General features: G+C 39.5%; 11 protein-coding genes. All 11 read right to left on the bottom strand.

The window, feature by feature from the left end:
* Positions 1-2 precede the first annotated feature (2 nt).
* Positions 3-1370, bottom strand: coding sequence for a glycoside hydrolase family 43 protein (locus DRF58_RS11265; protein WP_116035537.1), 1368 nt, complete (start codon positions 1368-1370; stop codon positions 3-5).
* A 124-nt stretch (positions 1371-1494) separates the two neighbouring features.
* Positions 1495-2901 (bottom strand): glycoside hydrolase family 43 protein, encoded by a 1407-nt coding sequence (locus tag DRF58_RS11260; protein ID WP_116035513.1) that lies wholly within the window; start codon positions 2899-2901, stop codon positions 1495-1497.
* 6 nt (positions 2902-2907) lie between these two features.
* Positions 2908-4932, bottom strand: coding sequence for an NPCBM/NEW2 domain-containing protein (locus tag DRF58_RS11255; protein WP_116035535.1), 2025 nt, complete (start codon positions 4930-4932; stop codon positions 2908-2910).
* Positions 4933-4948: 16 nt separating this feature from the next.
* Entirely contained in the window at positions 4949-6316 is a 1368-nt protein-coding gene (locus DRF58_RS11250; RefSeq protein ID WP_116035511.1) for a glycoside hydrolase family 43 protein, read from the bottom strand.
* A gap of 15 nt (positions 6317-6331) precedes the next feature.
* Entirely contained in the window at positions 6332-8296 is a 1965-nt protein-coding gene (locus DRF58_RS11245) for a glycoside hydrolase family 31 protein (protein WP_245955410.1), read from the bottom strand.
* Positions 8266-8772 carry an alpha-glucosidase domain-containing protein gene (locus DRF58_RS18730; RefSeq protein ID WP_245955409.1) on the bottom strand — a complete coding sequence of 169 codons (507 nt, stop codon included), beginning with the start codon at positions 8770-8772 and terminating at the stop codon, positions 8266-8268. The genes DRF58_RS11245 and DRF58_RS18730 overlap by 31 nt, the downstream gene beginning before the upstream one ends.
* Positions 8773-9133: 361 nt before the next feature.
* Positions 9134-11059: an alpha/beta hydrolase-fold protein gene (locus DRF58_RS11240; protein ID WP_116035510.1), complete on the bottom strand. Its 1926-nt coding sequence runs from the start codon at positions 11057-11059 to the stop codon at positions 9134-9136.
* A gap of 335 nt (positions 11060-11394) precedes the next feature.
* Positions 11395-13005, bottom strand: a complete 1611-nt coding sequence (locus DRF58_RS11235; RefSeq protein ID WP_116035508.1) for a glycoside hydrolase family 43 protein — start codon at positions 13003-13005, stop codon at positions 11395-11397.
* A 249-nt stretch (positions 13006-13254) separates the two neighbouring features.
* Complete coding sequence (locus DRF58_RS11230) at positions 13255-14973, bottom strand: glycoside hydrolase family 43 protein (RefSeq protein WP_116035506.1); 1719 nt, start codon at positions 14971-14973, stop codon at positions 13255-13257.
* Positions 14974-14979: 6 nt separating this feature from the next.
* Positions 14980-17439 carry a glycoside hydrolase family 95 protein gene (locus DRF58_RS11225; RefSeq protein ID WP_116035504.1) on the bottom strand — a complete coding sequence of 820 codons (2460 nt, stop codon included), beginning with the start codon at positions 17437-17439 and terminating at the stop codon, positions 14980-14982.
* Positions 17440-17544: 105 nt separating this feature from the next.
* Positions 17545-19365: a RagB/SusD family nutrient uptake outer membrane protein gene (locus DRF58_RS11220; RefSeq protein WP_116035503.1), complete on the bottom strand. Its 1821-nt coding sequence runs from the start codon at positions 19363-19365 to the stop codon at positions 17545-17547.
* Between the last annotated feature and the right edge of the window lie 2 nt (positions 19366-19367).

The raw sequence follows: 19367 nt of genomic DNA, 5'->3' as shown, positions 1-19367 counted from the left end.
AATTAATGAGTTTCAAGAAAAGTCCAATAATCGAAAAACATAATATCCTTTGCTGCTTTTCCATTAAATATAAAATACACATCGTGAACACCGGTAATTTTTTCCTTTACTTCGGCTTTCACCGTTTCCCAACGGTCGTCTCCACCTGTCAACGGAACTTTTACCGTGGCGATAATAGGTCCGCTGATACTGTCAAGATGAACGTCCATCGTCACATCGCTATTGTGTGTCGTTCCAACTCTGGCCGAAAATGCTGATGCTCCTTTTTTACCAAAATCAACATTTTTCACGCTGGTGTAGGCGCCGCTTTTTTTAGCTTTGATGAAGACGCCTGCTTCTTTGTTCTGATAAGATTTTACATTTTCAGACCACGCAATTGTTTCTGCCTGATTAAAAGCATAAGGATTAATGGTTGCAATCGCTTTGGTAATTCCATTCGTCATTTTGATGGGTGAGATAGAACCGTCTTTATTAAAATTAAGTTCCTCAACACTTACCGACCTTGTAAAACCACTTCCTCCCGGCAAAGCCCCGTTGTGATAAAAGAAATAGGATTTTCCTCTGAAATCGACAATTCCGGGATGATTGGTGAAAGATTTTCCTTCAGTTGGCATTACGATTCCTCCGTGTTTCCAAGGTCCCTGTGCACTTTTGCTTGTAGAATATCCGATGAATTCAGGAAGCGGACCGCCAGGCCAGAATAGATAATACAGATTTTTTCTTTTGTACAGCCAAGGCCCTTCCTCATATTTTGTCGGTCTTTCAGGGTTTTCTTTTCCGTCCCTTTTTCCGAAAGATTCTGCGGTCATTGGCACTTCCACAATATCACCGGAATAGGAAATCATATCCTGATTGAGCTTAACCATTTTAAGTTTGGGATTTCCCCAATACATATAGGCTTGACCGTCGTCATCAATAAAAACCGTCGGGTCAATATCGCCCCATTCACTCTGAACCAATGGTTTTCCAAGCGGGTCGTGGAATGGTCCAAACGGACTGTCACCTACCGCAACACCAATTGCTCCTTTGTTGTTGGTTTTGGACCACATCGGAACATACATAAAGAATTTGCCGTTTCTTTCCACGCATTGCGCTGCCCAGGCATCTCGTTTTGCCCAGTCGAAATCTTTATAGCTCAAAATACTTCCGTGGTCGGTCCAGTTCACCATATCGTTGGTGGAATAGACCTTCCAGTCGTTCATTACAAACCAGGTGGAATCGTCCTCATCGTGAGTAGTGTAGACGTAAAGCCTGTCGTTATAAACCATCGGCGCAGGGTCTGCGGTATAATTGGTCTGAATAATGGGATTCTGAGAGAATAATATTCCCGAATATGCTATTAAACAGAGATTGAGTATTGTTTTTTTCATATTTAATTTTTTGATTTTGAACACTAATTGCGCAAAGTTTTTTTATAAATATTTTTTTTAGTTTCACAAAGCCGCTAACGCTTATAAAAGTCTTACGTTATTAATTCTAACAAAAGAATTTAATTTATTTTTTCTGAAAACTCCAGTGGTCAAAATTGAAAAGAACTCTTCCGGCTGTAATGTTTTTACCTTTAAAGACAAAATAAACATCGTGAACGCCGGAAACCGATTCTGAAATTTTTGATGTCAGGGTTTTAAATTCTTCCCAACCTCCGGTTCTCGGAACTTCAATCCCAGCAATTTTATTTCCGTCCAATTTATCCAATCTGACTTCTAAAATTCCTCCGTCAACACCTGCGGCAATTGAAGCTGAAAATTCAGAGGGACCTTTTTCAAAATCTACTGAACGGACTTTGATATAACCTCCCACTCTGGTATCGGAAACATAAACTCCCGTCTTTTTGTTTTCGGAAGTGCTGCATTTCTCTGACCACGCCATAGTTTCCGCTTCGTTTCTTTTGTAGGGATTGAGTGTTGCAACCGGATTTACGCCCTCTTTGGTCATTGCAATTTTCGGAATGCTGCCATCCTGATTGTATTTGAATTCTTCAATAGACGTTGACCTTCCGTAGCTTCCTGCACCAGGCAATAATCCTGTGTGATAGAACAGGTAGGATTTCCCTTTAAAATCGATAATTCCGCCGTGGTTAGTGAAACTGTTGGTCGGTTGGCCGGTCATTATTTTTCCCTGATATTTCCACGGTCCGGTCGGTGAATCGCTTATGGAATAAGACAGGCATTCAGTTCGGTCGGTCATTCCGGCGTACATCATATAATATTGCTTGTTACGTTTGTAGAACCAAGGTCCTTCCACAAAAACATCTTTAAACTGTTCCTGTTTCTGCAAAACCTCATCGCTTCTTCCGGGACGTCTCAATCCTCCAAAAGCTTCCGCCGATTGTAGAATTTCGGTGATTTTTCCTTCATAGGAAACCATATCTTTGTTGAGCTTCACGTAAAATAATTTGCTGTTCCCCCAATACAGATAGGCCTGTCCGTCATCATCAATAAAAACCGTCGGGTCGATATTATCCCAAGTTCCCGTTGTCACCAATGGTTTTCCGAGTGCATCTTTAAAAGGACCTGTCGGACTGTCGGATACCGCAACGCCAATCGCCATATTGTTATCAACGGTCTGAACGCAGATGTACCAATAGAATTTGCCGTTACGTTCAATACATTGTGCCGCCCACGCTCTGTCACGGGCCCAGCTGAAAGATTCCAATGAAAGTGGAGAACCGTGGTCGGTCCAGTTGACCATATCATCAGAAGAATAGACTCTCCATTTCGTCATATAATAAAAATCATATCCAGGAATATCGTCTCCGGTATAGATATACATTTTATTTTTGTACACCATCGGTGCAGGATCTGGCGTAAAATGGGTTTGGATTACGGGATTTTGGGCAGAAATATAAATTCCTGCCAGCAAAAATGATAAGGCGATATATTTTGATTTAAATTGAATCATATTTTATTATTTTGATGAAATAAATTTATAATAAGCCACCCCGTGCGCCGGAATATCAAGTGATAATGTCTGATTTGATGTATTGATTTTGGCAATATCCTTCTGTCTCCAGATATTTCTCACTACCTGATTTCCTGAAATTCCCAATTTTTTAAAATCTTTGTAAGACATATCCACTTTTTCCCTTCCGAAATTGGCAAAAGCCACCGCTTTTCCGCCGTCCTCTAGGTCTTTTACATAAATTTTCAATTCGCCAATGGTCTGCAGACAAACGCCCTGTTTTCCCAGAGCATCCTGATTTACAGCAATAACTTCATCATTCGTTAAAAGATTTAAAGTAAAATCATCCAGTTTCTCAAGGTCGCAACCAATAAGTAATGGTGCAGAAAAAATGCTCCAAAGACTGATATGTAAATATTGTTCGTCTGGTTTCAATCGGCTCTGGTGTGGATTTCCCCAACCTACGACACCTACCACCAACATATCCGGGTCGTTCCAGTTGCCGGGTTTTGCGTAAGGTGCGGCTTTATCCTGAGCCAAAGCAATATTTTTAACACTTGCCCAGGTATCGGTGATGTCATTGGTTGTTCGCCAGGATTGTGCATCGGCATCATTTCCCCATTTCCAGACATCGCCCATTCCGTATTGACAAAGATTATACACAATATCACGAGGCTGATTTTTTAATAAATCGCCCATCAGTTTAAATGGTTTCACGCCTTTATCCAAATCTCCTCCACCCTGAAAATTGAGTGAAGAAACTTTATTCGGATCATTATCAGGCAAACCGTCAATCACGCCTCCGTAGCTGCACCAGTCGTATTTCAGATAATCGATTCCCCATTTGGCGTAGCTTTCGGCATCCTGCTTTTCGTAGCCGTAGCTTCCTGCGCAACCACCGCAAGTCCAGGGTCCGGGAGAGGAATAAATTCCTGCTTTCAGACCTTTTGAATGAAAGTAATCGGTTAATTCCTTCATATCCGGAAATTTTGAATTGGTCAGGATATGACCGTTTTCATCACGCATTTTACCTTTGAAAGACGGGTCTTTTCCGTCTCTGTTAAATTGCCACGAATCATCGATATTGATATAATTCCAGCCGTGGTTTACCAATTCTGATTTGACCAAAGCATCGGCAGCGCGTTTTACTTTATCGGCAGAAACTTCGTGTCCGAAACAGTTCCAGCTGTTCCATCCCATTGTGGGTGTCAAAGCTATTTTGTCACCGCTTTCGATTCTTAATTTTTTTGAAACTGAACCTTTAGCATTTTTAGCTGATAAAAGGACTTCATAGGTTCCTTTCGGATCTATTTTTCCGGTAATGATTCCGGTTTGTGAATCTATTGTTAAACCTTTCGGAAGATTGTTTGCCGTAAAAGTCATTGGCCTGTCACCCGTTGCCGCAACCCTGAACAAAAAAGGTGAGCCGGGACGAACGCCATAAACACCTGCTGAATTAATTTTTGGCGTTGCCGCAGGTTTTGGCGTCAAAATATAAGGCACTGATGAAATCGGATTAAATGTTATCAGTTTTGCACCGTCTGTTGTTTCAAATTTGGCATCTGCCCAGTCGGCGTGGTCATAATAAGGTACGTTTCCGCCGTCTGTTACCACTAACTCTAATTGTTGTACACCTTCCAGCGAAACGGAAACAGGCTTTGCTTTATCACCTAATTTCATTATTCCCCTGGACCAGAGTTTTTTATTGTCGCCATAAATCTCGAATTCCGCTGCGGGTTCGTGGCCTTTCATTTCATCATCCAGTCCCACCATTGCGGAAAAGCTTTTTGCTTTGCCATTTAATTTAATCAACAAAGAACTTTGAGCGTGCGTACCAAAACCTCTTTTGAAAACTTTGTCGGCAATTGTCAAAGGTTTTCCGTCCACCGAAGTATTGATGCCAGGTTTTCCGTGCCCCTGTGTTGCTACGCTTAAATCCAACTGGTCTAACCAAACGGTTGACTGCGCCTTGGAAATATTTCCCGACAATAGAAATGTTACAGCAATTAAAAGTATTTTCGTCTTCAACATTATTAAAAATTTGGATTTAATTAAATTTCCACCAATCAAAATAGAAAAGGTCTTTTTCTCCCTTAAAAACAAAATATAAATCGTGGATTCCTTTTATACTTTTCAGAGGTGTATTAATGGTTTTATATAAGTCGCCCTCACCTTTTCCTGTAACGTTAACAACTCCCAGCAATGGCTCATTAAGAGCATCTGAACGCACTTCTATTTTTCCTCCGTAAAGAGAAGCAACATTTACATCCAAAGATTTTACGCCTTTGGAAAAATCTACCCCTTGGATTTTAATATAATCACCATTGTTAATTGAGGTAACGATGACACGGTCTGTGATTTTTTTACCTCTGTTATAGGGTTGATTTCGTTCCCATTCTGTGACCATTTCTGTTTTCAGACCTTCGCTGTAAGCCATTGTTTCTGCTTCAACTTTTTTATAAGGGTTCAGAGTGCCCACTCTTTTTGCACCATCCGTAGTCCAGAAAGGAAGCTTCTGAATGGTCCCATCTGCATTGTAGGTAATTTCTGTGACACTAACAGACCGGCGTTCGTAATGTTTGCTCATCGTCTGCATTCTAAGCATATGATTAAATCCGAAAACATAAGATTTGCCTTTGAAATCTATGATACCGGGATGATTTCCGCTGGATCTCTGGTCGCCATCCATTATTACGCCTCCGTAATTCCAAGGACCTGTAGGTGATTTTGCCATTGCATAACCAATCCCTTCCGGACAACATTTAGAAGCGTAAGCCAGATAATAATGTCCATTTTTCTTCCAAACCCAAGGTCCTTCCTGATAATGAAACGGGTCCGGTAAACCTTTCACTTTGGCAATTGACGGGTCTTTTACTATGTCACCATTCACGGAAATCATATCTTCATTGAGTTTTACATACCAAAGATTGGGATTTCCCCAATAGAGATAAGCCTGCCCGTCGTCGTCAATAAAAACGGTCGGGTCGATATCATCGCTGGAATTTTTTACCAAAGGTTTTCCAATCGGGTCTTTGAAAGGACCATACGGACTGTCCGCCACCAAAACGCCTATTCCTCTTTGTCCCGGCATCGGGCAATACATATAAAATTTACCGTTTCTTTCGATAACCTGTGGTGCCCACGCTCCGTTTTCAGGGTCGGTCCATTTGAAATCTTTCAGGGAAGCTACAATTCCGTGGTCGGTCCAATTGACCATATCGGTGGACGTGTATAGTAACCAGTCTTTCATCTTGAATCCGAAAGCATCGTCTTCATCGTGACTGGTGTACAGAAAAACCGTGTCATTATGAACCATCGGTGCAGGGTCGGCGGTATACTTGGTTTGGATAATCGGATTTTGGGCGAAGGAAATCTGAAAAAAACCTAATATCGTTATTAAACTTAAAAATTTCATAGTCTGTTTTTAAGATTATTTAAATTTGACATTCACTTTCTTTCCTGAATAACTCACCGATTTCTTTTGACCATCAGGAAGCATTACATTGAAAGTCCGTTTTTCAATCATTCCTTTAAAATTTCCTTTTCGGGAATCTATCGTTAAGGTTTTTGATTTTTCGTTCCAGTGGAAAGGGATTTCAGTGTAATCGCCTTTTTCGTAGTTGTAATTATCAAATTCATCTTCGTATAAAACAAAATCTGCATCCGTTCCCGGATAGATTTTTATGGTAAGATTGTCCCATTTTTTTTCAGTTGCGTATTGCACATCGGGGCCAAACGGAATGATGCTTCCCGCTTTCACATACAGCGGAATACTTTGAAGGTTAATGGACTTTTCAATTTCCTGACCGCCTTTGGATTTTTCATTCGTCCAGAAATCAAACCAGTCTGAACCTGCAGGAAGGTAAACTTTAACGGTTTTATTTTGATTGAAATCTATATTGGAAAGCGAATTTTCTTTTTTGGTGGCATCGGTTTTATTCCAGCCTTCATTTTCATCGGTTTTAATGAATTTTTCCGGTGTGTATTGAGGATTGAGAATCGGTGACACTAAGAATGATTTTCCGAAAATATATTCATTGTTGATATTCCAGGTTTTTTGGTCTGATGAAAAATCCATCGAAAGTGCCCTCAAAAAACTCGAATTATTTTTAGAAACATCCCACGAAACGGAATAAATGTAGGGCAACATACTGTAACGAAGATTGATAAATTTCTCTATCGCATCATAGACCACATCTCCTTTTTTCCCAAACTGATAAATTTCCCTCGGAACATCGGTTCCGTGCGAACGCATCATTGGCGTGAAAGTTCCGTATTGCAACCAACGCACGTACAATTCCTGAAACATCGGATTGTTAGCACCGCCGTTTCTTTTATAAATACAGGCAAAGAAACCGCCGATATCAGAGTTGAAATTCGGGTTTCCAGTCAGGCTGAAATTTAAACCTGCCGGAACCTGATTGCGCAAAGATTCCCACGAAGAGTTGACATCGCCCGACCAAGTATTGGCTGCGTATCTTTGCTGTCCTGCAAAAGCCGACCTTGTTAATATAAAAACCCTTTTATCACTCGTAGTTTCACGCTGATGGTCGTAAACGCCACCAACGGTCATCAGGGGATACGCATTTCTCACTTTTCGGAATGAACCGAGGTATGTTTTGGTATCTAAATCTTCCGGTTTTTGGCTGAGATGGTCGGGTTCCGTAGAATCCATCCACCAAGAATCTACGCCAAGACTGAAAACGCCTTTGTTCAGATATTTCCAGTAAATATTTCTGGCTTCGGGATTGTAGGCGTCGTAAACACGGACTCCGGAAGGATAATCCATATCGGGAGGCCAGACTTCCCGGCCCGATTCCGGCCAGGTTTTGAAATCGAAAAGCATTCCTTTTTTATCCATTTCACGGTACGGATTTGTCATCGGTCCGAACGACGACCAGATGGAAACCGAAAGATGCGCATTCATATCGTGGATATCCTGTATCATTTTTTTGGCATCGGGAAAATCAGGGCTGATGAAATCCATCGCATTCCACTGGTAATTGTTGCCCCAATATTGCCAATCTTGGATAATTCCGTCTAAAGGAACTTTCAAATCACGGTATTTTTTAACAACCTCCAAAAGTTCATCCTGACTTTTGTAACGTTCTTTGCTCTGCCAGTAACCATAAGTCCAGAGCGGAATCATCGGGACTTTTCCAGTCAGATTTCGCATTCCTGCAACTACTCCATCAGCATTTTTTCCGTAGATAAAATAATAATCAACACCCTCCCCAACTTCCGATGAGAGTGATGTTTTGTCTGGTTTATCGGTAAATTGAGTCGGAGAATAGTTATCCCAAAAAACGCCATAACCTTTTACAGACTGAAAAAACGGCACAAAATCCCAGGTGTTATTCTGAATCATTTTAACATCCGTATTTCGCTGTGACATTTTCCATTCTGTAAAATTCCTAAGCCGTAGATGGGTTCGTCTTTTTCCAGTTGAAAAGCTTGTGTTACCGAATAAGTTGGATTTTCGGCATCATTAAAAGGTTTGAAATCGCTTCCGGTTTCTTTTAAAAGTTCTTTTCCTGAGGATGAATTGTAAGTGATTTTACCATTTTTAGCATCAATGAAAATATTTAAATCATTTGTTTTTAATGAAATAATATGATTACTTTCTGAAACTGAAAATTTAGTTTTCTGTTCCTGTTTAATGACCGATAAACTATTTTTGACAAATGATTTTCCGGCGGGATATTTAATAATTCTAATCGTATTTTCTCCATACAATTTCACTTCAACATTCATATTATCATTAGAAAACTTCAATCCTAAATCTGTCTTCTGATAAGATTGCGCAACAATATTTCCCGATACGATAACGACCGTGATAATGAGTGCTTTTTTTATTCTGTTGAAATTCATTAGTGGATTGATTTTGGATTAGAACATTAAGAAATTAAGCCTGATTTATCAATTTTCTTTATAAATATTATAGTATAAATCAACAGGTCGCTCCTCCGGAGCTTTGTTTTTTTACTTTGTTTTTTCTACTATCAGAAAGTCCCGCTGGGACTAAATACAGCTCCTTTGGAGCGAACCGTTAATAGAAAACAATATTTTCAGAATTAAAAGCTCTGTAAGAGCGACCTGTTTTATTATATTCTATTTTTATCAGACAAGAATTTTAGCAAATCATTCTAAGAATACTTAATGCTTTTTCAAGAACAAACAAGTTTATTTTTATTAAGCAAATAAGACAAATCTCTATTTTTATATTTAATGTTTATTTAAAAAGCTCCTGTGCAAACTGATGCAAACTGTCTCTCCAAACCGGCCAGCTGTGACCGCCAGGATAATCTCTGTACGAATATTTAATTCCGATTTTATCCAGTTCTTTCAGCATTTTCTGACCGTTTTCGTAAGCAATATCGTCTTTTCCGCCCATTGAAATCCAGAAATTTTTGACATTGGATGAAAAGGCAGAATTATTTTCATTTAAAAATTTATACTGTTTATCGGCAACGTCCTGAAGCATCGGTAGCATATATCCCGAACTAAAAACACCCAGACTTGAAAACATATCAGAATTCTGAATTCCTGCATACAATGTATAGATTCCGCCCATTGAAAGTCCGGCCAATGCACGATTTTCTTTGCCTTTTTTTATTCTGTAATTGGATTCGGCAAATGGGATGATGGATTCTTTTAGCTCTCTTTCAAACATCTGGAGATTGCGCTCGCCAAAATTTCGGAGTCCGCCTTGTCCGATGTTGGCATCAGGCATAATAATAACCATCTTTTTAGCTTTTCCTTCCGCAATCAGGTTATCCAAAATCAGATTCGTTTTGCCCTGATTCGCCCAACCGCTTTCATCTTCTCCTCCGCCGTGTAAAATATATAGTGCTGGATAAGATTCAGTAGCATTCTGATCGTAACCCGGCGGTGTGTAGATGAAAACTCTCCTCCAAGAATTGGTCACTTTGGAATAAAAATTTTTGATGCGGATATCACCGTGCGGAACGTCTTTTAATGCATAGAAATCATCGCCTTCAAAAGGGATGTCGATTCCACTGGCGTATCTTCCCATTCCGTAGAATGTTTCGCTGGACGGGTCTGCAACTGCAACACCATCAATCAGCAAAGAATAATAATGAAAGCTTCCGCTTTGTACATTCGTTGTTCCTGTCCAAAAGCCGTCTGTGTCTTTTTTGAGGTCGTATTTTTTTCCTAAATCAATCTGAACTTTTTGCGCTTCCGGTGCTTTTACCTTGAACATTACTCTTCCATCGGGAAGGATTTGAGGATACTGCGCATTCCTGATATTGGTTGCTGCAGGCGTTCCCAAAACGGTAAATCCGTCAAATTTAGTTTTATCGACAGGCTTAAATAAGAGCTGTGAAAAGATGTATAAATCATTTTTCCAGACCTTGAAATCGTGACCGCCCGGTTCGATGTAAAATATATGCGGGATTTTATTTTTCTTCAGATAATCGCTGGTTCTTTTGCTGAAAGGCATCAATCCGTCCGCATCGCCGCAGGAAATAAAAATGAGCTTCAGCTTCAACGCATCTTGCGGATTGGGTAAAAGCTGAGTCGGTTCTTTCGTGTTGGGTGCTGAAGAAAATGCGCCCAGCCACGCAAATTTATCGATGTTGCAGAAAGCAAAATTCTGTGTTTGTCCGCCTTCCATTGACAAACCCGCTAAAGCCCGGTTTTCACGGTCTTTTTTGACAGGATATTTTTTTTCTACAAATGGAATCAGGTCATTCAGCAAATCTTTTTCAAAAGTTGCGAAAGCTTCTACTTTATCAGGAGCCATAATATTTCCCGTTTCTCTGTCATCTTTCATTGCGCGACCGTTCGGCAAAACGACAATCATCGGCTGCAGTTTTCCCTGTGCATAGAGATTATCCAGGATAACATTCGGCTTCCCTTGGTTAAACCATTCTTTTTCATCGCCGCCAATGCCGTGAAGAAGATAAAGAACAGGATATTTTTCCCCTTTTTTGAATCCCGGCGGTACGTAAACCAATGCTTTCCTTGTAGTTCCAACCGTTTTTGAAGTATATTGAATGGTATCAATTTTTCCGTGCGGAATATCTTTTCTTTCCACATCAAAACCTTGCGGCGCCTGTCTGTCAGTATTTTGCGCAGAAACACACAGACCATACAATAGAAAAGTGACAGTGAATATCAGGGAATTTTTCATAAATTTTTATTTGTAATTTTTACACTTATTAATTTAGACAAAAAAATAAGACCGACAAGGGTTTTATCTTTTTTACATTTTTAATATTAATTATCATTGTCGTAATTAACAGGTCGCCTCTACGAGGCTTTTTTGGGTTTTAGCAACTATTTGCTCTAACAGTTTGCTTCTACAAAGCAATAATTTTCATTTTTTCTAGACAGTGAATCTCTCGCAGCCCGACTTGAGCGGAAATCCTTTTTTGCTTGTACTCTAGTTCTATTTAATCTGAAATCATCTGCAAAAAAGATTGAGAGCGGAAGGCGGATAAAGCTGCCCAAATTATTCAACTCTAATTATTCCGAACTTATATTCACCCTGAAAAAATCAACATCTACAAAACCTCCCAGATTTTTGGTTGCATAATTGAAAATCGCAAACTTTGAACCCATAAAAAATCTCCGGTAATCGAAAATCATTTTGTAATCTTTTGCCATTTCGGTCCAGTTTTTTGGGTCGGTGCTGTAATAAAATTCGGCCAAATCTTTTCCAAGGTTGAAATCGGCATCAATTTTAAAATAAACTTTGTCCGAGTTTAATGGGATTCTCTTTTTTTCTTCTTTTTTAACACCTGTAACCGCCTTAGTTTTATTATCTAAACTGACTTCATTGGTTGAAAAGACAATAAACTTTTTACCATTTTCCACTAACACAGACAAAATCCCGGAATCACCGTTGAAAGCACTGAAACCTGCAACATCACCGTCTTTCATCCCTTTCACATCCAAAGCCACTATACCACTGGATTTAGGACCTTCCATTCTTTGGGTCAACGTATTCGGAGCGAGGTACAGATTATCGACGACTCTATTCGTTTTTAACCTTAAAAAGCCTTTCCTGTCGGATAAAGACCAAGCTGAATTGACAGGATTATGATTCCACTGCCACTGGATTTTCATTTTTTTGTTAGAAAATTCGTCACTTTCTACCAAATGATTTTTCGGTTTAAATGGCGAAAGCGGGACTTCACCTGTCAAAGGTACTTTTCCGTTGTCGCCCAAAACCGGCCAGTCGTTTTCCCATTTTACGGGAATCAAAATCGGAACGCGTCCTACTCCATTTCTGTCCTGAAAAATCAGTGAGTACCAATTTCCGCTTTTATCATCAATCAAAGCACCTTGTCCGGCGTATGAAAATCCAAGAAAATTGTCTTCAAGAATGACTTTTTTCTCATAAGGTCCGGTAGCTTTATCAGCTCTGTAAACTTCCTGACGGCGTTTTCCACCTCTCGGCCAGGAAATCATCATCATATAATATTTACCGTCTTTTTTAATGATCTGGTTACCTTCCAAAAGTCCGGTTTCCGATTCATCTTTCTGAAAAACTTCCGTTCCATCCTGATTTCCGATAATGGTTTTAAAATCCGGGCTCAGCTCAAAAACTTTGTTGGAAGTGAAGACATACACTTTGTCGTCATCATCGAAAAGCAAAGATGCATCGTGAAAATGTCTGGTTCTTGTGATGAGTTTCCAATTGCCTTTTTCAGGATTGTCGGTAACATAAAAATAGGATTTGAAAGGCTCATCATTCGGGGAAAACAGAACGTAATATTTTCCTTTGTGATAACGGATGGACGATGCCCATTGTCCGCGCCCGTAAACACTTCCGTCAATCAAATCGTATTTTGAATTATCATTTAGTGTATCAAAAACATAGCTCGACATTTCCCAATGGACCAAATCTTTAGAATGCATTACCGGAGCGCCTGGCATAAGATGCATTGTAGTGCTTATCAGGTAAAAATCGTCGCCATTTCTGGTGATTGATAAATCTGGGGCATCTGCCCAAATGATTGGGTTAGTAAATTGAGTTGTCGCCTTTTCAGAGTGATTTACCTGGGCTGAAAGGTGATTCAGCCCGATAAATCCCAAAAAAGAAACTATATAAAATGATTTATTAATTTTCACGGTTTTGATATTTTGGTTTGGTTGATTTTAAGCAATCTTAAAAAACACTTCGACAAGCTCAGTGTGACATTACTAATACTAGCTGTTTATTTCAAATTAGCTTATCAAATCAAGCTTATATTATTGTAAATTTGGGCTAAAGCCGATCGATTGTTTTCTTTGAAAACGGGCTAAAGCCCGTTCCTATTGATTTTCTATTGATATTACTACTTTTACTTTACAAAACCTTGAAGGTTTAAAATGGTTAAATTAATTCGGCACAATATCATTGGACGAAGTGCTGTACAAGCCAATTAAACTTCCTGTGAAACCTCCTGCAACATCGGTAGAAAGGATATCGCCAGAAACCGGACCGCCAAGATTTTTGAAATTTTTGCCGTCCAAAGAATAATTGAAGCTAATGTTATCTTTCTCACCAACTGCCTGGAATTTAATGGTCTTACCTAATGAAATTTTCTCACTTGCAATCAGTTTTGAACTTCCTTTTTCAGTTCTTTCTAAAACGATGTAGAAGTCTTTGTCTTTCTTCGTAACTCCGAAAACATAATTGAACGTTTCGCTTTGGTAGAGCGTGATTCCGGCTAATTCTTTTTCAGATTTAGGTTTAAAATCAAGGGTTACAGATGTCTCAAAATCTTCGTGCTGTAATCTGTGGAACAAAGATGAAATCGGAGCCAACGCTTTGATATTTGTCTCCATCGGGTTCACTTTAACACCCGTTTTTGTAGTCGAAATGAAGTTTTCACGCGGTCCACGCATTGCAATCCAACGGAAATCGAGGTTTTTATCGGTCAGTTTATCATTATACGTGAAATTTCCGTTCGGGAAAAATCCATTTTGTCCGGTTTGATTCTGAACACCTTGTGGCATTTTCAATTTCGGTTTCATCGGAACCAGGCCATTTTGGAAAACAGGATAAGTTCCGCTCCAGTCAACCGGAAGAATAAAGGTTTCTCTACCGTGATTTACACGTCCTTTTTCGTTGGGACGAATGGCTAAAAATACGCCGTACCATTGTCCGTTCTGACCTTCCACCAAATCGGCGTGACCTGCCCAATCTACTTTTTCTTTTCTGTCTCTAGGAAAATATCTTTGCGTAAGAATTGGATTGTTTTTAGCGGGAACAAACGGACCTTTCGGAGAATCTGCAATAAAAATCACTTCGCTGTGGTTGCCTCCGGTTCCGCCTTCCGCACACATCAGATAATATTTTCCTTTGTATTTGTATAAATGCGGACCTTCAATCCAAATCGGCTTTTGAGAAAGGTCGACTCCACCGTTTACAATAATTCTGTCTGAACCTTCGACAACCTGATCTTTTTCCAAATCGTAATCCCAAATTTTTATAACGCGGTGACCTTGATACTGCTCGGTTCCTTTTGGTGGAGCGTCGTTGTGAACGATGTAAGCTTTTCCGTCATCATCAAAGAAAATGGCAGGGTCGATACCGTCAAAATTCAATTTCTGGACTTCGCTCCAACCTTTTGCCGGGTCTTTGGTTTTTACGACCATATTGCCGACTCCGCCCGCAATCTGGGTAGTAATCATATAAAAAGTGTCGTTGTATTTGTTGTATTTGATGTCTGGTGCATAAATTCCGTGAGAAACTCCGCCTTTTTCTACTTTCAGCTGAGAAGGTCTGTCGAGAACGTGCCCAACCTGTTTCCAATTCACCAAATCTTTAGAGGTGAAAATCGGAACACCCGGAAACATTGAGAAAGAAGAGTTTACTAAGTAATAATCATCTCCTTTTTTGGTAATACTCGGGTCGGGATAGCAACCCTGAAGAATCGGAGAATAAAATTCGTCTGGTTTCAGAGGGTTGTCGTTATATATCTTATCGTTTCCTTTATATTGAAAATCGGTGAATGTCTGGGCCGAGATGCTGGTTGCAGAAATTAGAGCCAGAGTAGCAAAAATGCTGGTTTTGTTTTTTAGTAAATTGGGATTCATTGTTATCTTTTTCATATATAATTATTTCATTTTTAAAATATAAGTTTTTCCTGCTTCAGTTGGGAAATCATAGATCACAGATTCTTTCATTTCGACAGGATTTAATTGGGCTCCACTGGAAATCAGCGGCTTTTTTATCTCAGGCGTTTCAAAAAAAGGATTCGGGTTTTTGCCTTCTGCTTTTTTGAGTTTTGTTTTTGCTTTTAATTCCATTTCGTTCGGAATTCTGATTCTGCAGTTTCCGCCTAAATTTGATTTTATGATGATTTCTTTCGCTTTATTATTCTCCCAGATTATGTTGATTTCAAAACCGCCATACGTTTTCAGGCCTGCAATTTTTCCGTTTTTCCATTCATCGGGAAGTGCGGGAAGAATGTCGATGAAACTGTTTTGGGTTTGCAAAAGCATTTCGGTAATTCCTGAAGTGCAGCCAAAATTTCCATCAATCTGAAACGGCGGATGTGCGTCGAAAAGATTTGGATATGTTCCGCCTTTTTTGCCCCAACCGTCTTTCTCTATTAAAGTCAATTGGTCTTTGATTAATTTATTGGCGTGGGTTCCGTCTAATAATTTTGCCCAAAGATTGACTTTCCAGCCCATACTCCAGCCTGTGGAAACGTCGCCACGATGCAATAAAACGGTTTTGGAGGCATCCAACAATTCAGGTGTCGTAAAAGGATTGATTTGGTTGGACGGAAACAATCCGTAGAGATGCGAAACGTGTCTGTGATTATCTTTCGGGTTGTCCCAGTCTTCTGCCCATTCCTGCAATTGACCATATCTTCCGATTTTCATCGGTGGTAATTTTGAAATGATATTGTTCCAAACCGGAATTTTATCTGAGTCTAAATTTAAAATTTCTGCCGCTTTTCTGGTTTTGGAAAACAAGTCGAACATCAACTGATTATCCATCGTATTGCCTGCTGCCAAAGCACTTCCCTGATGCCCTTGCGGAATATTTTCGGGAGACATCGACGGACTCACGACCAGCCAATGGTGCGTAGGTTCTTCAATTAAAAAATCTTCGTAAAACTGAGTCGCAGATTTCAGAACAGGATAAATAGATTTGAGATAGTTTTTGTCACCGCTGTATAAATATCTTTCCCACAGATGTTGCGATAGCCAAGCTCCTCCCAAAGGCCACAGCCCAGCATTGGCAAAGTCTACAACGCCCGTAATACGCCAAATATCGGTGTTATGATGGGCAACCCAGCCACGGCTTTTGTACATTACTTTTGCGGTTTCTTTCCCCGATTCGCTCAGGTCTTTTATCATCTGAATCAGTGGCTCGTGCATCTCGGGAAGATTGGTTTTTTCGGATGGCCAGTAATTCATCTCTGTATTGATATTGATGGTATATTTGCTGTCCCAAACCGGTTTGTTGGAGTTGTTCCAAATCCCTTGCAGATTGGCAGGCTGACCGCCGGGTTGGGAAGAAGAAATCAATAAATATCTTCCAAATTGGTAGTACAGCGAGATGAGTTCCGGGTCGTAGCTTTTCGCAAAGTTTTTTACCCGAATATCCGTGGGCTGTTTTGCCGCTTCGGAAGTTCCTAATTCAAAATCGACTCTTTTAAAATATTTCTGATAAATATTCAGATGATTTTCCAGTAAAGTTTTATAGGTCTTGTACTCTGCTTCTGCAATGTATTTTCTGCTTTTGGAAACCTCATCAGTATCCAAAGTTTTGTAATTGGTAAAGTTGGTTGCAATAGAAATTAATATTATTACTTCGTCAGCATTGCTTACAGAAATTCCGTTATCAGAAGCGCTGGTTTTGCCTCCTTTATTGATGAATTTCGCCAATGCATTGAATTTCACCTGCCCCGGAACGCCGTCTAATGTCGAGGACAATCCGTCCATTTGCAAGGTGTTGGAATCAATGGCTTTGCTGTTTTTTTTGAGTTCGCCATCAAAATTAGCTTTGAAACTGAGTGCGTTTCTATGGTCAGAACTTAGTCTGATAACCATTATATGATCCGGAATTGAAGTAAAAATTTCTCTTTTAAAATTAATTCCGTTGGAAGTAAATGTCGTTGGGGCAATAGCTTTTTCGATATCCAATTCACGGTAATAATTTTTAACATCATTAAGATTACTGAAATCGAGTGTAAAATCACCAATATTCTGGAAAGCCGAGCCGTGAAGTGATTTTGCCGTTAAGCCTTTATCTGCAAGGATCTGAGCTCTTTTATAGTTTCCGTTAAATAAATAATAGCGGATAGAATCCAAAACTTTTGGACCATCAGGATTGTCGTTTCGCGATGGGCCGCCCGACCAGAATGTCCCTTCGTTCAGCTGAAGTTTCTCCTGGGCAGGATTGCCAAAAACCATAGCCGCCAATCTTCCGTTTCCAACGGGTAATGCTTCCACCCACTGCACAGCGGGTTTATCGTACCACAACTTATTTTTCCCTTTTTGGGCAAAGGAAAACAGGCTGATAAGCAAAGTAATAATGAGTATGGAAGGTTTGGCGTTCATTGATTTTATTTTACTATTACACTTAATTTTCTTTAAAAGAAAAGAGTAGATAACAAAAAGATGAATGGACAGTAAAGTCCATTCACCTTTTGAGAAGATTTGATATTAATTTGCTGAATTTCCTGACATATTAGGATTTGTTGTTAATTCTTGAGAAGGAATAGGAACTCTGAGATGCCTAGAATAATTAAATGGTACAGTACCTGTTAGCCCTGTTTGATAAATTTGTATATCTTTCTTTTTGGCTAAATTATCTAAGATATTTGCAGCATCTGGATCATTGGTATTGTTATGCCATCTCATAAGATTGAAAAAACGCCAACCTTCCCAATATAACTCTACAGAGTACTCATGTTTAATTAGTCTTCTGATACTATTTATCTGTGTACCTGGTACAATGACGTTGCCTGCATCATCAATAACTCTTCCTAAAACCGGTGCCGAAGCAAGAACTTGTTCTGCTGTTGGAAGAGCACCTCTTCCTGTTGCGTAAAATAAATCTGCGTCTGCTGGAGTAACATTTTGCATACGATTGTTAGCACGGTTTCTTACTATATTAATGTATTGTAAAGCTGTTGCATTATCACCTGTTTCTACAGCACATTCTGCATACATTAACAAAACATCTGCATATCTTAAAAGACGATCATTATTACCACTTCTACTCGCATCACTTACAAAATGATCCTCACCATACTTTCTTGTTGCAAACCATTTGTTACGCCATTGATCAAAAACACCTCCACTAAAGAGCTGATTATAAGTTAACCAATTTCCACTTTTTCCTAAGAACTTTGCACCATTAGGAATCCACATACCCTGATATGCACGAGGGTCAATAATTTTACCAGAAGAATCTCTTTCAAATTCATTATATATAGCTACTGAAGGCATTCCGTTCCACCATCTACCAGATTCTGCAGAGTTAGGTGATGTAAGTTCAATTTGTCTCCAGTTATTTTGACCTGTAATAGTCCAACCGCCTTCATCACCATTAGCGACTGGATTATATCCATTTGTATCCAAACTTTGGGAAAACTGAACTTCGAATATAGATTCAGAATTATTTTCTGTAGCTTCTGCTCCATTACTTCTATAATCGTTTGTTAGTTGATACTCTCCACTATCAATAATTTGTTTAAGAGCTATTTTGGCTTTCCCCCATTCTGCACTACCAGCAGATGCAGAACCATCTAAGATTGGTCTTGCCATATAGGCTTTTGCCAAAAATGCTAATGCAGATCCTTTTGTTGCTCTTCCTATATCATTTGAATTAGAATATACTAATGATCTTACGGGTAAAAGATTGGCTGCTGTGCTAAAATCAGATATCATCTTTTGATAAATCTCACCAGGTTGAGCCGGGCCTTTTGTAAGATCGCTTCCGCCAGTTGTTACATAATCTCTATCTGGCACCTTATCTCCCCAGTTAAATGTGATGTAAAAACGACTAAGACCTCTTAAAAAATAAGCTTCTCCCATAAGACGATCATACAAAGCTTTGTCGGCTGCATTTGATAGATTGAATGCATTCCCTTGATTTTCCTTAAGCTTAGTAATAGCTAGATTGGCTGCATATTGCAGAACATAAAAATCTCTATATGCAAGCGTAAGAAACTCATTATCAGCACTAATAGTATAAGCTGACATATTTGCAGAAGCTGGCTCTCCTGCCGCAGCGCCGCTTGTAAAAACATACTCATCGCTACGGGCATTTAGAACGAAAGGCATACATCTTGCCCAGCCACCACCTCTCTGCAATATATTATAAGCACCATTAACGGCGTAAGTTAAATGCTCTTTTGTACTATAATAATTTTGATCATTTGGTGCTTGTGGATTCGCATAATCCATATCTGGACGGCAAGCACTTGCAGAAAGAGCAACGGCTGCTATTACTAAAAAATTCGAATATTTTGTTTTCATTT

This window comes from Epilithonimonas hispanica, assembly GCF_003385395.1.
Taxonomy (GTDB): Bacteria; Bacteroidota; Bacteroidia; order Flavobacteriales; family Weeksellaceae; genus Epilithonimonas; species Epilithonimonas hispanica.
Note: the sequence above shows the minus strand (reverse complement) of the source record. Positions and strands in the feature narration are given on the sequence as shown.

Bases quoted from the DNA above. Each gene is read 5' to 3' on its own strand.
- DRF58_RS11265 (WP_116035537.1), bottom strand. From the start codon at position 1,370: ATGAAAAAAACAATACTCAATCTCTGTTTAATAGCATATTCGGGAATA.
- DRF58_RS11260 (WP_116035513.1), bottom strand. From the start codon at position 2,901: ATGATTCAATTTAAATCAAAATATATCGCCTTATCATTTTTGCTGGCA.
- DRF58_RS11255 (WP_116035535.1), bottom strand. From the start codon at position 4,932: ATGTTGAAGACGAAAATACTTTTAATTGCTGTAACATTTCTATTGTCG.
- DRF58_RS11250 (WP_116035511.1), bottom strand. From the start codon at position 6,316: ATGAAATTTTTAAGTTTAATAACGATATTAGGTTTTTTTCAGATTTCC.
- DRF58_RS11245 (WP_245955410.1), bottom strand. From the start codon at position 8,296: ATGTCACAGCGAAATACGGATGTTAAAATGATTCAGAATAACACCTGG.
- DRF58_RS18730 (WP_245955409.1), bottom strand. From the start codon at position 8,772: ATGAATTTCAACAGAATAAAAAAAGCACTCATTATCACGGTCGTTATC.
- DRF58_RS11240 (WP_116035510.1), bottom strand. From the start codon at position 11,059: ATGAAAAATTCCCTGATATTCACTGTCACTTTTCTATTGTATGGTCTG.
- DRF58_RS11230 (WP_116035506.1), bottom strand. From the start codon at position 14,973: ATGAAAAAGATAACAATGAATCCCAATTTACTAAAAAACAAAACCAGC.
- DRF58_RS11225 (WP_116035504.1), bottom strand. From the start codon at position 17,439: ATGAACGCCAAACCTTCCATACTCATTATTACTTTGCTTATCAGCCTG.
- DRF58_RS11220 (WP_116035503.1), bottom strand. From the start codon at position 19,365: ATGAAAACAAAATATTCGAATTTTTTAGTAATAGCAGCCGTTGCTCTT.